At 69.0% G+C, this 12,252-nt stretch carries 16 protein-coding genes; 6 read left to right on the top strand and 10 right to left on the bottom strand.

Annotation, left to right across the window (positions count from 1 at the left end):
- Positions 1-84 precede the first annotated feature (84 nt).
- Positions 85-1,068: a PD40 domain-containing protein gene (locus FHW84_RS08075; protein WP_167254225.1), complete on the bottom strand. Its 984-nt coding sequence runs from the start codon at positions 1,066-1,068 to the stop codon at positions 85-87.
- A gap of 154 nt (positions 1,069-1,222) precedes the next feature.
- On the opposite strand from FHW84_RS08075, the gene FHW84_RS08070 reads away from it, so the two are divergent.
- The gene (locus FHW84_RS08070; protein ID WP_167254223.1) at positions 1,223-2,056 is read left to right on the top strand and encodes a DUF72 domain-containing protein; all 834 of its coding nucleotides are present in this window, start codon (positions 1,223-1,225) and stop codon (positions 2,054-2,056) included.
- Between the two features lie 103 nt (positions 2,057-2,159).
- Here FHW84_RS08070 and FHW84_RS08065 read toward each other — a convergent pair whose 3' ends face one another.
- Positions 2,160-3,158: an LLM class flavin-dependent oxidoreductase gene (locus FHW84_RS08065; RefSeq protein ID WP_167254220.1), complete on the bottom strand. Its 999-nt coding sequence runs from the start codon at positions 3,156-3,158 to the stop codon at positions 2,160-2,162.
- Between the two features lie 188 nt (positions 3,159-3,346).
- Here FHW84_RS08065 and FHW84_RS08060 point away from each other — a divergent pair, with 188 nt between their 5' ends.
- Entirely contained in the window at positions 3,347-4,396 is a 1,050-nt protein-coding gene (locus FHW84_RS08060; RefSeq protein ID WP_167254218.1) for an HDOD domain-containing protein, read from the top strand.
- On the opposite strand, the gene FHW84_RS08055 is transcribed toward FHW84_RS08060, so the two are convergent.
- From FHW84_RS08055 to FHW84_RS08045, 3 genes are all read right to left on the bottom strand, one after another.
- Positions 4,390-4,599 carry an oxidoreductase-like domain-containing protein gene (locus tag FHW84_RS08055; protein ID WP_167254216.1) on the bottom strand — a complete coding sequence of 70 codons (210 nt, stop codon included), beginning with the start codon at positions 4,597-4,599 and terminating at the stop codon, positions 4,390-4,392. The genes FHW84_RS08060 and FHW84_RS08055 overlap by 7 nt on opposite strands.
- Before the next feature lie 4 nt (positions 4,600-4,603).
- The gene (locus FHW84_RS08050; RefSeq protein ID WP_167254214.1) at positions 4,604-5,371 is read right to left on the bottom strand and encodes a class I SAM-dependent methyltransferase; all 768 of its coding nucleotides are present in this window, start codon (positions 5,369-5,371) and stop codon (positions 4,604-4,606) included.
- An 80-nt stretch (positions 5,372-5,451) separates the two neighbouring features.
- Entirely contained in the window at positions 5,452-6,051 is a 600-nt protein-coding gene (locus FHW84_RS08045) for a 2'-5' RNA ligase family protein (RefSeq protein ID WP_167254212.1), read from the bottom strand.
- Between the two features lie 201 nt (positions 6,052-6,252).
- Here FHW84_RS08045 and FHW84_RS08040 point away from each other — a divergent pair, with 201 nt between their 5' ends.
- A complete protein-coding gene (locus FHW84_RS08040) occupies positions 6,253-6,750 on the top strand; it encodes a hypothetical protein (RefSeq protein ID WP_167254210.1) in 498 nt (165 codons plus the stop codon).
- A 4-nt stretch (positions 6,751-6,754) separates the two neighbouring features.
- Here FHW84_RS08040 and FHW84_RS08035 read toward each other — a convergent pair whose 3' ends face one another.
- Positions 6,755-7,963, bottom strand: coding sequence for a multidrug effflux MFS transporter (locus tag FHW84_RS08035; RefSeq protein ID WP_167254208.1), 1,209 nt, complete (start codon positions 7,961-7,963; stop codon positions 6,755-6,757).
- A 433-nt stretch (positions 7,964-8,396) separates the two neighbouring features.
- The gene (locus FHW84_RS08030; protein ID WP_243867993.1) at positions 8,397-9,281 is read right to left on the bottom strand and encodes a DUF3014 domain-containing protein; all 885 of its coding nucleotides are present in this window, start codon (positions 9,279-9,281) and stop codon (positions 8,397-8,399) included.
- A gap of 168 nt (positions 9,282-9,449) precedes the next feature.
- On the opposite strand from FHW84_RS08030, the gene FHW84_RS08025 reads away from it, so the two are divergent.
- Together FHW84_RS08025 and FHW84_RS08020 are read left to right on the top strand one after the other, a co-directional pair.
- Complete coding sequence (locus FHW84_RS08025; RefSeq protein ID WP_167254206.1) at positions 9,450-9,842, top strand: biopolymer transporter ExbD; 393 nt, start codon at positions 9,450-9,452, stop codon at positions 9,840-9,842.
- A gap of 123 nt (positions 9,843-9,965) precedes the next feature.
- Positions 9,966-10,460: a VOC family protein gene (locus tag FHW84_RS08020; protein ID WP_167254204.1), complete on the top strand. Its 495-nt coding sequence runs from the start codon at positions 9,966-9,968 to the stop codon at positions 10,458-10,460.
- A gap of 39 nt (positions 10,461-10,499) precedes the next feature.
- On the opposite strand, the gene FHW84_RS08015 is transcribed toward FHW84_RS08020, so the two are convergent.
- From FHW84_RS08015 to FHW84_RS08005, 3 genes are all read right to left on the bottom strand, one after another.
- Entirely contained in the window at positions 10,500-10,874 is a 375-nt protein-coding gene (locus tag FHW84_RS08015) for a hypothetical protein (RefSeq protein WP_167254202.1), read from the bottom strand.
- A gap of 101 nt (positions 10,875-10,975) precedes the next feature.
- The gene (locus FHW84_RS08010) at positions 10,976-11,344 is read right to left on the bottom strand and encodes a hypothetical protein (protein WP_167254200.1); all 369 of its coding nucleotides are present in this window, start codon (positions 11,342-11,344) and stop codon (positions 10,976-10,978) included.
- A 103-nt stretch (positions 11,345-11,447) separates the two neighbouring features.
- Positions 11,448-11,789, bottom strand: a complete 342-nt coding sequence (locus FHW84_RS08005) for a zinc ribbon domain-containing protein YjdM (protein WP_167254198.1) — start codon at positions 11,787-11,789, stop codon at positions 11,448-11,450.
- A 66-nt stretch (positions 11,790-11,855) separates the two neighbouring features.
- On the opposite strand from FHW84_RS08005, the gene FHW84_RS08000 reads away from it, so the two are divergent.
- Positions 11,856-12,113: a GIY-YIG nuclease family protein gene (locus tag FHW84_RS08000; RefSeq protein WP_167254196.1), complete on the top strand. Its 258-nt coding sequence runs from the start codon at positions 11,856-11,858 to the stop codon at positions 12,111-12,113.
- Positions 12,114-12,252: the final 139 nt, after the last annotated feature.

Genomic DNA, 12,252 nt, shown 5'->3' with positions numbered 1-12,252 from the left:
CTTGGCGAAAGCGGCCAACTATCGCGGCAAAGCCGCGCCGGCGCCAGCGCGGAAAGTCACAGCCGCCGCGGGGCGCCTGCCAACTCAGTCGTGCGCGGGCTTGCCGCGGCTTTCCAGCCACGGCGCCAGCGACACCGACCAGATGTTTTCGCTGGCGTTGTCCCAGGCCTGCATGCGCGCCAGGTCCTTCTCGGCCTGCTCATGCGAACGCGGATAGCTCACTTTCTCCGCGCGATGGCTGCTGAAGTAGAGCGTGCGGCCGTCCGGCCCCAGGTGCGCGCCCCAGGGGTCGCCGACGTTGACCGCATCGCCCAGGTCGACCGGCGCGCCCCAGCCGCTGCCTTCGCGGAAGGCGATGTACAGGCGGTCGGCCTTGCCCTTCCCCGCGTAATCGGCGTCGAACACGATGAAAGACTCATCGGGCGCGATCGCCGGATCGAGCTTGTGCGCGGCCGCGTCGCCCAGCACCACCAGCTCCGGCGCCTCGTAGGTGCCGTTGCGGTACTGCGTGCGGTACAGGCGGAACTCGTCGTCGTCGCCCGGACGCTGGAAATACACGCTGCCATCGGCGGCAACGCTCGGCGCATAGGTGCGCGTGCTGCTGTTGACCGCATCCGGCAGCCGCACCGGCTCGCCCCAGCCGTCGCCCTTGCGCTCGACGCGCCACAGATGCCCGCCCGCCGCATGCTGCACCTTGCCGTTCGCCATCACGCCATCCAGCGCCTTGCCGCCGGGCGTGTCGGGACGGTTGGAGGTGAACACGATGAAGGAGCCGTCCGGCGCCATCGCCGGATCGTGGTCCAGCCATTGTCCGGAGAACGGTGCGATGCGCGGCTCGGACCAGGCGTGGCCGATCTTGTGCGATTCCAGGATCACCGCGTTCGGCCAGCTGATGCGGTCGAAGAACACGGTGTGGCCGTCCGGCGAGAACGCGGCGGAGTCTTCGTTGGCCGGGCCGGACACCACGCCCGGCGCGAAGATTTCCGGCACGGTGTCGCGTGTATCGGCCACGGCGTTCGCCGCCACGGCAAGACCCAGCGACAGCAGGGCGTAAGCGAACGGTTTCATGGACGGATCCGTCGATGCCGTAACGGCGATGCGCCTGGATACGCTTCGCCCCGGCGCGCGGCGCGTGCCTGAAGTCACGACCGCGGGTTCACGCGCCGCCATGGCATCATCGCCGCCCCGCCACCGCGCCCCGCCAAGCCAGCGACCCGACCCGATGGACGATCTCTTCAGCAGCGCCACGCCCCGCGCCGAACGCATCCGCACCGGCATCGGCGGCTGGAACTACGCACCCTGGCGCAAGAATTTCTACCCGGAAGGACTGGTGCAGCGGCGCGAGCTGGAATACGCCAGCCGGCACCTGCGCGCGATCGAGATCAACGGCACTTACTACGGTGCGCAGAAGGCCGAGACCTACGGCCGCTGGGCGGCGGAGACGCCGGAAGGCTTCGTGTTTTCCTTGAAAGCGCCGCGCTATGTCACGGAGGGCAAGCGCCTGGCGGCCACCGGCAAAGGCATCGACAGTTTCGTGCACGGCGGCCTGGCCGAAATGGGCGACCGGCTGGGGCCGATCCTGTGGCAGCTGCCGCCGTCGCGCGCGTTCGACGCGGACGACATCGCCGCGTTTCTCGACCTGCTGCCGCGCCAGTTGAACGGCAAGCCGCTGCGCCACGTGCTGGAGGTGCGGCATCGCAGTTTTCTCAGCGATGCGTATGTGGCGCTGGCGCGTGAGCGGCGTATTCCCACCGTGTACACCGACTCGCCGGAGTATCCGAATATCGCCGACCTGACCGGAGACTTCGCTTATGCGCGGTTGATGCGCAGTGCGGATGGCGAGGCGACGGGTTATCCGGCGGCAGCGCTGGACGAGTGGGCGGATCGTGCGCAGCGTTGGGCGCGTGGCGAGGATTGCGAAGAGCTGCCGCATTTCGCGGCGCCGCTGGCGAAGGCGGAGCCGCGCGATGTGTTCGTTTATTTCATCAGTGCGGCGAAGCATCTGAATCCGGCGGCGGCGATGGCGCTGCAGAAACGCGTCGACCGCACGGCGTAGGTTGGGGTGAGCCGCAGGCAAACCCCAACAATGCGGTGCGTTTGGATGTTGCGATGTTGGGGTTCGCCTGCGGCTCACCCCAACCTACGCCGGCTTGATCCGCCTAGGCCGCGGCGGTGAGTTCTTCGCGGATCGCCGCCACCATCTCGTACGACCTGCGGCGCAGCGCATGCTCGAACACATTCGCCGTGATCATCAGCTCATCCGGCTGGTGACGCCCGATAAACGCGAGCAAGCCCTCCCGCACCGAACGCGCATCGCCCACCACCGAACAGGCCAGCGCGCGCTCCACGCCGAACTTCTCGGTCGGCGTCCAGTAGCTCTCGATGTCGTCGATCGGTGGCGGAATCAGCCCCGGCATGCCGCGGCGCAGATTGATGAAGCTCTGCTGCTGGGTGGTGAACAGCTTGCGCGCCTGCGCATCGCTTTCGGCCGCGATCACGTTGATGCCGAGCATCGCGTGCGGCCGCGCCAAGTGTTCCGACGGGCGGAAATCGCGGCGATACAACGCCAGTGCCTCGTCCATCGCATCCGGCGCGAAGTGCGAAGCGAATGCATACGGCAGGCCCAGCGCCGCGGCCAGGCGCGCGCCGAACAGGCTGGAGCCGAGGATCCACACCGGCACGTCGATACCCGCGCCGGGCACCGCGCGCACCGGCTGGCCGGCCTGCGCCGGCTGGAAATACCTCAGCAGCTCCTGCACGTCTTCGGGGAACGCATCGGCGCTCTCGTAATAGCGGCGCAGCGCGCGTGCCGTCGGCTGGTCGGTGCCGGGCGCGCGGCCCAGGCCCAGGTCGATGCGGCCGGGATACAGCGAAGCCAGCGTGCCGAACTGCTCGGCCACCTGCAGCGGCGCGTGGTTGGGCAGCATGATGCCGCCGGCGCCGACGCGGATGCTCGAGGTGCCGCCGGCGATATGGCCGATCAGCACCGAAGTGGCGGCGCTGGCGATGCCGGGCATGTTGTGGTGCTCGGCCAGCCAGTAACGCCGGTAGCCCAGGCGCTCGGCCAGGCGGGCCAGGTCCAGACTGTTGGCGAAGGCCTGCGCCGGCGTGCTGCCCTGGGTGACCGGCGCCAGATCGAGTACGGAAAACGGAATCATGGAGTGTCCTCGCGGCGAAGCTCCCGATCTGGGGGCGGACCGGGGCATTGCCAGCCTCCCCGGTACAGAAAATGTCGACCGGCCTGCAGAGCCGGCGACGCGGGCGGCCCATGCTCTACAGCTTCGATCCGGGCAGCCGATAACCCGGCGGGGAGACCGCGTCCGCGGCAGCAGGGGAGAACCACACGATGTACTGGCTAAGGCGCTTCTTCGCCCCCTCGCCCCTGCCCGCCGTACAGCCGCTGGCGCGCGCGCAGTTCCAGCGCCCGGCCAGGGCGCCGGCCGCTCCGCTGGCAGCGCCTGCGCCCGCCCCCGCGCCGGAATTGGCCGCGCTGGCCGAACGCTTCCAGCGCTTCATGCTCGGCCTGCCCGACGCGCGCCAGGGCGCCAACCCGAACGAGGCCGCCCTGCTGCGGCGCCTGCAGATCGTGGCCGAGCGCTTCGACGTGCGCAGCCTGCCGCGCCTGCCCGCGGTGCTGCCGCAGCTGCTGCTGGCATTGAAGAACGACGACGTGGCCGGCGCCGAGCTGGCGCGCCTGGTCGGGCGCGATCCGATGCTGGTCGGCGAAGTGATGCGGGTCAGCCGCAGCATCTACTACCGCACCCTGCATTCGATCCAGAGCCTGCAGCACGCGGTGGTGCTGCTGGGCCAGGACGGGCTGCGCCGCGTGGCGACCCAGCACATGATGAAACCGATCCTGCAGGCCAGCGCCGGCGTGCACGGCCTGGTGGCGGGACAGCGGCTGTGGGATCACGCCGAACGCTGCGCGCATGCCAGCGCGTTTCTCGGCAAGTTCGCCGGCTGCGATCCATTCGAGGCTTACCTGGCCGGCATCGTGTGCAATACCGGCACCGGTGCGGTGATCCATCTGCTGAGCATGGAAGAGATTGCCGCGCCCGAGACGCTGAGCCCCGCCTTCCTCGAAGGCTGCGCCCAGCTGGGCGCGAGCCTGACCTTGCGCGCCGCGCGCCACTGGGAACTGCCGGACGCGGTGATCCAGGCGCTGTCCGAACATGCGCAGGAACAGGCGCCGGAAACGCTGTCTCCGCTCGGCAAGACGTTGCACGTGGCGCACTATCTGTCGATGGCGCAGCTGCTGCGCGATCATCGCGCGCTCGACGCCATGCCCGATCTCAGCGAAGCCTGGCCGGCGCGCTTCGCACCGGCGCAGGTCGCGCGCTGCCAGCAGGATCTGCAGCACCAGTTCGATTCGGTGCCGCGCGAAAAAGGCTACTGATCCTTGGGCGCTTCCGGATGGCGTTCCAGCCATTCCGCCAGCGCCGCCTTGTAGCGGTCCAGCGCCGCTTCGTACAGATCGTAGATGCAGGGCACGCAGCCCTCGCCGCAGCAGTCGAGCGCGTCGGGTTCGATGGGCCTTACCGGCCGTGGATCGCCGGGAGGCGCGGAGCCTCCCGGCGCTTGTTCTTCAGAGCCGCTCAAGCGCTCAACCCGGCTTGCGGAACCGGTACGCGAACTGATCGGTATGCCCGCGTATGGCCTTGTCGAAGACCTTGATGTCGTGCGGATCGGCGGGATTGCGCAGCACGTTGCTTTCGCCGTCGAACACGAAGCCCGCCGCTTCCACCTGCTTCTTGACGATGGCCGGATCGATGCGGTGCAAGGTGTCGGTGTCGCGCATGCCGGAGCCGGCTTCGGCCACGTGGTCGACGATCACGAACAGGCCGCCGGGCTTGAGCGCATCGAACACCTGCTTGTTGAGCACGGCCGGATCGATCTTGCCCATGAACTTGTCCGGGTAGTCGTGGTAGTTCTGCGAGGTGAACACCATGTCGACCGGCTTGGGCACGCTGAACTGGTTGCCCGGCTGCAGCAGCACGCTGACATTCTTGTAGTGCGGCTGCGCGGCGAGCGCGTTGGAGGCCTTTACGTCGGAATCGGCTTCCTGCGCATACTCGTTGGGCCACACGTCGTAGACATGTCCGCCGTCGCCGACGGCGGCGCTGAACAAGCGGGTGAAGTAGCCGCCGCCGGGAATCAGGTCGACCACGCTTTGGCCGGGCTTCACTTCGGCGAAGGCCAGCAGCTCGCCGCCCTTGCGGCGCGCGTCGTTGGCGGCGTCCGCCTTGCGCGCCGGGTCGGCGACCGCGGCGGCGACGTTGGCGGGCATGGCGCCGGCGGGTTTCGGCGGCTGTGCCGCGGCGGCCAGCGGCAGGGCGAGGACGATCAACGCTGCGAGAACGGTCGTGCGCATGACGGGACTCCGCGGTGGGTTGGGAGCGGCATTGTGCGCCTAAACCGCGGGCCGGGAGCCAGGACCTTCGGCACCTCCGCTCAGGCCAGCGGCCAGCTGTGCAGCAGCCGGTAATCGCCCTGCCCGACCACGCTGTGCACCAGCGCCAGCTGCTGCACGCGCCAGGCCAGCGGCCCCACCGGAAGCTCCGGCAGCAGGCCGCCGCGGCTGTAGCCCAGGGTGACGTGCGGGGTGAACGTGCGCGACAGATGCGCGCCCTGGCCGGCGCGGATCAGGCCTTCGCGCAGCTGGCTCCACAGCTGCAGCAGCGGCGCGGGCACCTCGCGCGAACGCAGGATGCAGGGCGGTTCGCGGCCGTGGAAGCTGGCCGCGTAGTCCAGCGTCCATTCGAAGGCACCGGCCTGCAGCGCATCGCCGGCGCGGGTGGCGGCCTGCACGATGTCGTCGCGCAGCATCGGATGGTCGCCCAGGAAATGCACGGTGGCGTGGTAGCGCGCCGGCGACACCCAGCGCAGGCGCAGGCCGGGCTGGCCGGCTTTCAGCATGTCGGCGACGCCGGCGAAAGCGGCGCGCGTGGCCTCGTCCGGCAGCAGGGCGAAGAACAGGCGGTGGGTCTGCGCGGGCTCGGCCTGGCCGCCCAGCAGGTCCAGCTGGGGCGAGTCAAAGACGTTCGGTGTCATGGCGGCATCCGCTGTGCATCGGCGCGCACCTTAGCGCAAGCCATGCGGCGCCGGGGGCGCCACGCGGCGATAACAAGCAGCGCACGCCCTGCTTACTCAAGCAGGCCAACAATACGCGGCAGGAAGCCACGCCTCGCGCGGCGGCCCGGACGACCGCACCGCGCGGGGCTCACCGCGCCGGTTCGCCGGCGGGAGGTCGCCATGAAGACCCGCTGCGTATTCAGCACGCCCGATGTGGACGCGGCGCGCGCCGCGATGCGCGCCGCGCTCGACGCCGGTATCGACGACAGCGACATCTGCTTCGTCGCCCGCGACGATATCGAGCTGGCCAGGATCCCCGATCACCGCATGACCGGCCGCACCGACTTCGTGCCCTCGGCGATCCGCGGCGTGGCCTGCGGCGGCGGTTCCGGCCTGCTGCTGGGCCTGCTGGCGGCCGCCGTGCCGCCGCTGGGCGTGCCCCTGGCGGGCGCCGGCTTCGCGGCGGTGGCCGGTGCCGCGGTGGGCTGCTGGACCGGCGCGCTGATCGGCAGCGAGGTGCCGGACGTGATCCATCGCCGCTTCCGCGACGAGATCGCCTCCGGCCGCATCCTGGTGGTGCTCGATGCGCGCAAGGACAAGCTCGAACTGGCCGAACCGGCGGTGGCGCGGACCGGCGCCACCCTGCTGCCGTTCCACGCCCACACCGTGCTGACTTGATCGTTTAGTCCGCCGACGCTTCCGCCACCGGTGCGGGCCGGTGGCGCAGCGTGCGCTGCGCCAGCACCAGCGCGATCACCGAGCAGGCCGCGATGCCGGCGAGCATCGGCCGCGCCGTGCCATCCAGGAAACGCCCGACGACGCCGATCACCACGGCGCCCGTGCCGAACTGGATGGTGCCGAGCAGGGCCGAGGCGGTGCCGGCGATCTTGCCGTGCTCTTCCAACGCCAGCACGGCGGAGCTGGGCATCACCAGGCCGAGGAAGCCATAGCCGACGAACAGCAGGGCCATCAGCACGCCCAGGTTGTCGATACCGGCGAGATTGAGCAGCAGCAGCGCCACCATCACCACGCTGTAGCCCACCACCGCGGTGCGCACCAGCCGCGGCAGGCCGTAGCGCTTGCCCAGGCCGCCGGTGAACTGCGCCGCGCCGATGAACGCCACCGCATTGACCGAGAACGCCAGGCCGTACAGGGTGGGCGACAGGCCGTAGTGGTCGATCAGCACGAAGGACGAATTGGCCAGATAAGCGAAGAAGCTCGCCACGCCGAACGAGCAGATGAACACCAGGCCCAGGTAGTGCGGATCGCGCAGCAGGGTGCCGTAGGCCGACAGCGCGCTGCGCACGTTGCTCGCCACGCGCGCTTCGCGCGGCCGGGTTTCCTTCAGCGCGGTCGCCGCCAGCACCAGGCCGAACACGGCGGCGACGGCTACCGTCCAGAAGATGCCGCGCCAGCTGGCCAGGCGGATCACCAGGCTGCCGGTGAGCGGGGCCAGGATCGGCGACACGCTGAACACCAGCATCAGCAGCGACATCAGCTGCGCGGCGTCGTGGCCGGTGTGCATGTCGCGCACGATCGCGCGCGGGATCACCATGCCGGCGCAGGCGCCCAGGCCCTGCACGAAGCGGAACGCGATGAGCGTGTGGATGTCCGGCGCCATCGCGCAGCCGATGCTGCCCAGCGCGAACAGCACCAGGCCGAAGTAGATCGGCGGCTTGCGGCCGACCATGTCCGATACCGGCCCGTAGATCAGCTGGCCGATGCCCACCGCCGCGAAGAACACCATCAGGCTCAGCTGCGCGGTGTCGACGTCGGTATGCAGCGCCTCGCGGATGGTCGGCAGCGCCGGCAGGTACATGTCGATGGCGAACGGCCCGATGGCCGACAGCAGGCCCAGAATGAGCGCCGCCCCGAAAAGCCGGGTATTCATGGGGTGGGGTTTCCTTGCGAGAGCGGAAGCGGGTGGCCGGGGCGGAGCAGCCGGAACGGCCAGGACGGGCTGGCGTGGCGGCAGCAATGGGAGCCTCGGCGAGGCGCGAATTATTGAACCAGAAAGTATAGAAATGCAAGCCCGTCGAGCTGCCTTGCGCCGCGGGACGGCCAAGGACTTTACAGCACGCTGTTGGCGAGCAGCGATAAGAAACGTCGCAAAGTGCCAGCACTCTGCCCCCTCTCCCCTTCGGGGAGAGGGCTGAAGAGTTCGGTCTGGGGGCTGCACATCCCGATCACCTCAACATACCCCCCTCTCCCCTCCGGGGAGAGGGCTGGGGTGAGGGGCCGGTCGGAGCGGTGAGCTGAGGGTCGTACAAAGCGCTCAAAGCTTTTCCTTGCTCCGCAGCAGCGCTACCGCGAGCACCCGCCCCTCATCTGCCTGCCGGCATCTTCTCCCCGGAGGGGAGAAGAGTTCCCCGCTGCGGCGCTTGTCCTGCGAGCGCCGCGCGGATCTCCCGCAGCTTCGCCTTCACCTTCGCCGCATTCTCCGGCCCCATCCGCAGCAGCAGCTTCTGCCCCGCGGAAAGCCCCTGCAGGGAAGGATCGGCAAACCGGTAATAGGTATCGCCGCGTACCAGCGCGACCGGCACAGTACTGTCGGGCGCGGCGAGCATGTCGTCGATCGCCGCGACCAGCCGGTCGTTGAAGTAGCCGCGCGGATAGCCCAGCTCGCGGTACGCCTGCTGGAACAGCGGGTAGTAGCGCACGTACCAGGCCACCGCCTTGCGCGCGTCCACCGCCTCGGCCACGCGCACGTAGGGCGCATAGCGTTCCGCATTGCGCGGCGACAGTTCGATGCTGCCTTCCTGTTCGTCCACCGCGAAGGCGCCGCGCGGCGTGCGCAGCGGCAGGATGCGCGTGGCCACGCTCTGGCGCGGCAGCGCATCCACGGTGGCGACGATGCGCGGGATGATCTGCTCGCGCAGCAGCAGGCCGGTGAGGTCGTCGCCACCCAGCTGCGCGAGTTCGTCGGCGACGGTGCCGTCGCTGCCGTCGAGCGCAGGCAGCGGCGCGGTGGAGGCAGACGCCGGCCCCGCATCGGCGATGGGATGGCCGATCGCCGACGACGGCGGCGCCGGCATCCCGCTGCTCGCCGCGGCGGCCGGAGCGGACGGCGCTTCCTGCGCGCCTTGCAGTCCCTTGCGCCAGAGATACACGCCGCCCGCAATCGCCGCCGCCACCACGACCACCGCCACCAGCCACGCACCGTACGAGTTCTGCTGCTTCTTCACTGCCGCGCACCTCATCTGCTTCATGACCACCACGATGAGACTGGCCCCGTCCCGGATGGTTCATCCCGCGTGGCCGCGGCGCCCCCCATGGCAAGCTCCGCGTGCGCCGCAGTAACCTGCACTCGCCGCGGCATCCCCCATTGGCTGCGGCATCCGCAAGTCCACATCGACGCTTCGCCCAGGAGGAAGAACATGGCTTTCTCTGTCCGTGCCGAAAGCAGTGCCATCTCCAACATCAATGTCACGCCCCTGGTGGACGTGCTGCTGGTGCTGCTGATCATCTTCATGATCACCGCGCCGGTGATCACCCACCGCACCCGCATCGACCTGCCCACCGCCGGCGGCAAGGCGCTGCCGGCGGCCGAGCCGATCCGCCTGGCGATCCAGGCCGACGGTTCGCTGTACTGGAACGACACGCCGATCGACCAGGCGCAGCTCGACACACAATTGGCCGTCGCCGCGCAGCAGGCCGCACCGCCGCGCCTGGTCATCAATGCCGCCGACGGCGCCGCCTACCAGGCGGTGGCCCACGTGCTGGCGCAGGCCAAGGCGCAAGGCCTGGCCGGGATCGATTTCGCGCGCTGAAGCTCGCGGCGCAGGGGGCGGAAATATTTTTCCGTCCCCTTGTCGATTTCGCTTTTCCTGGTTCGTCGCCTGGATGGAACGCCACCGCGGCGCCCTTTGCCATCCACTCAAGAGGATCCAGCCATGACCGCCCGCTTCCAGCGCATCACCCCGTTCCTGTGGTTCAACGACCAGGCCGAGCAGGCCGCCCAGCTGTATGTGTCGCTGTTCGAGAACTCGCGCATCACCCACGTGGCGCGCTACACCAGGGAAGTGGCGCAGGCGGCCGGACGCAAGGAAGGCGACGTGATGACGGTGGCGTTCGAACTGGACGGCCAGTCGTTCACCGCGATCAACGGCGGCCCGATCTTCAAGCTCTCCGAAGCGTTCTCGCTGGTGGTGCATTGCCGCTCGCAGCAGGAGATCGACCATTTCTGGAACGGCCTCATCGCCGACGGCGGCGCCGAAAGCCAGTGCGGCTGGCTGAAGGACCGCTACGGCCTGTCGTGGCAGATCGTGCCGGAAGAACTGATCACGCTGATGACCGGCCCGGAGCAGGACAAGGCCGCGCGCGCCATGGGCGCGGTGATGCAGATGCAGAAGATCGACCTGGAGCAGATCCGCAAGGCGGCTGCGTAAGAGCCGGGGGCGCGCCGGCTGCCGCCGGTGCGCCTCGCTTTACTGGGTGTGCACCCAGTGCACGTAGATGTTGTTTTCCTCGTCGTCCGTGCGGGTGCCCTTGCGCCCGTCGGCCACCACGCCCCACACGCTGCGCAGGCCGGTGGCGGTATGGCGGTCGATGCGCAACTTCTCGTCCTTGGCGATGGGGAACTGCGTTTCCAGCACCAGGGCCTGGCCGCGCTCCCATACCAGCAGGGCCGGCCGGCCGCCGCTGGCGCCCCAGCCGATATGCACTTCCACCCGCTGCGCCTCGAAGCCGCTGCGGTTGTCCAGGGTCCAGCCTTCCGAGCGGTCGAGCAGCGCCTTCAGGTCGGGATCGGACCAGTCGACCTGGTTGGCGTTCCACTTGGACGGGGGCTTCTGGAAGGACATGGGCGCGTCACCTCGCGATCGGGACCGGCATGCGCCCGATTGTGCCGCCTTCGCGCCGGGTTTGGGTGAACAGCGCAGCCGCCCGGCAGCGAAATCAGGCCCTAGCGCACATGCACCCAATGCACCCAGGCGCCGGCCTCGCGGTCCTCGGCGCGGAACCCTTCGCGGCCGTCCACCACCACACCCCAGGCGCTGCGCACTTCTTCGCCGGCATGGCGGTCGATACGCACATGCTCGCCCACCGGAATGGCGAAGCCGGTCACCAGCACCACGGCCTGATCGCGCTCCCATACGAGGCTGGCGTGGCGCCCCGATGAGGCGCCCCAGCCCACGTGCAGTTGCACGTCGAGCGGCTCGGCGGTGTCGCGGTTGTCCAGAGTCCAGCCTTCGGTCTTCTTCAGCAGGGCCGACAGGCGCTCGTCGTCCCAGTCGACGCGGTTGCCGCTCAGGCGGGCGGGCGTTTTTTGCATGGGGCGGCAGGCTTCCGGACGGTTGGCGATTACCGCGCTATCGGCCGCGCCCGGGGTTTCTTTAGCGCCGGTTCCGTGATGCGGACCGCGGCGCCATGCCGGCTCAGGCCTTGCGCAGGAAGCAGACCTTCAGCACCAGGCCCTTGATCTTGTCCGAATGGCCTTCGATATGTTCCGCATCGCCGTCGACCAGGCGGATGTTGCGGATCACCGTGCCTTGCTTCAGCGGAATCGAAGAACCCTTCACCTTGAGGTCCTTGATCACCACCACCGTGTCGCCGGCGGCAAGCACATTGCCGTTGACGTCGCGCACCACCAGCGTTTCTTCCTGCGCGGCAGCGGCAGCGATGGGCCATTCGTGGGCGCAGTCGGCGCAGACGTAGTTGTCGCCGTCCGGGTAAGTGTTCTCCATGCCGCAGCGCGGACAGGCGTGGATGTCGGACATGGCGGGGTTCCTGCGAAGTAGGCGGTCGGCGATTATATCGCCCGCCGCCCTCCTACCGCCCGCGCCGTGCCCAGCGACGAACGCCCCTGGTTTCTCTACCTGATCGAATGCCGCGATGGGTCGTACTACGCGGGGATCACCAATGACCTCGATGCGAGGTACCGGGCGCATGTCGATGGCAAGGGCGCGCGGTATACGCGGTCGCACCCGCCGCTGCGGTTGCTGGGGTCGAAGAGCTATCCGGACCGGGCAGCGGCGTCGCGCGCGGAATGGGAAATCAAGCAGCTGCCGAAAGCGAAGAAGCCCGGTTTTCTCACCCCATGACAACCGGCGTAGGTTGGGGTGAGCCGCAGGCGAACCCCAACGATGCGACGCGCCCGATGCGCCCTAGGTGTTGGGGTTCGCCTGCGGCTCACCCCAACCTACGCCATCGCGGCTTTGGCTGACCCAAAACCAATAAAAG

Origin of the sequence: Dyella sp. SG562, assembly GCF_011759495.1 — a bacterium.
GTDB classification, from domain to species: domain Bacteria; phylum Pseudomonadota; class Gammaproteobacteria; order Xanthomonadales; family Rhodanobacteraceae; genus Dyella_D; species Dyella_D marensis.
Note: the sequence above shows the minus strand (reverse complement) of the source record. Positions and strands in the feature narration are given on the sequence as shown.

Bases quoted from the DNA above. Each gene is read 5' to 3' on its own strand.
- FHW84_RS08075 (WP_167254225.1), bottom strand. From the start codon at position 1,068: ATGAAACCGTTCGCTTACGCCCTGCTGTCGCTGGGTCTTGCCGTGGCG.
- FHW84_RS08070 (WP_167254223.1), top strand. From the start codon at position 1,223: ATGGACGATCTCTTCAGCAGCGCCACGCCCCGCGCCGAACGCATCCGC.
- FHW84_RS08065 (WP_167254220.1), bottom strand. From the start codon at position 3,158: ATGATTCCGTTTTCCGTACTCGATCTGGCGCCGGTCACCCAGGGCAGC.
- FHW84_RS08060 (WP_167254218.1), top strand. From the start codon at position 3,347: ATGTACTGGCTAAGGCGCTTCTTCGCCCCCTCGCCCCTGCCCGCCGTA.
- FHW84_RS08050 (WP_167254214.1), bottom strand. From the start codon at position 5,371: ATGCGCACGACCGTTCTCGCAGCGTTGATCGTCCTCGCCCTGCCGCTG.
- FHW84_RS08045 (WP_167254212.1), bottom strand. From the start codon at position 6,051: ATGACACCGAACGTCTTTGACTCGCCCCAGCTGGACCTGCTGGGCGGC.
- FHW84_RS08040 (WP_167254210.1), top strand. From the start codon at position 6,253: ATGAAGACCCGCTGCGTATTCAGCACGCCCGATGTGGACGCGGCGCGC.
- FHW84_RS08035 (WP_167254208.1), bottom strand. From the start codon at position 7,963: ATGAATACCCGGCTTTTCGGGGCGGCGCTCATTCTGGGCCTGCTGTCG.
- FHW84_RS08030 (WP_243867993.1), bottom strand. From the start codon at position 9,281: ATGAAGCAGATGAGGTGCGCGGCAGTGAAGAAGCAGCAGAACTCGTAC.
- FHW84_RS08025 (WP_167254206.1), top strand. From the start codon at position 9,450: ATGGCTTTCTCTGTCCGTGCCGAAAGCAGTGCCATCTCCAACATCAAT.
- FHW84_RS08020 (WP_167254204.1), top strand. From the start codon at position 9,966: ATGACCGCCCGCTTCCAGCGCATCACCCCGTTCCTGTGGTTCAACGAC.
- FHW84_RS08015 (WP_167254202.1), bottom strand. From the start codon at position 10,874: ATGTCCTTCCAGAAGCCCCCGTCCAAGTGGAACGCCAACCAGGTCGAC.
- FHW84_RS08010 (WP_167254200.1), bottom strand. From the start codon at position 11,344: ATGCAAAAAACGCCCGCCCGCCTGAGCGGCAACCGCGTCGACTGGGAC.
- FHW84_RS08005 (WP_167254198.1), bottom strand. From the start codon at position 11,789: ATGTCCGACATCCACGCCTGTCCGCGCTGCGGCATGGAGAACACTTAC.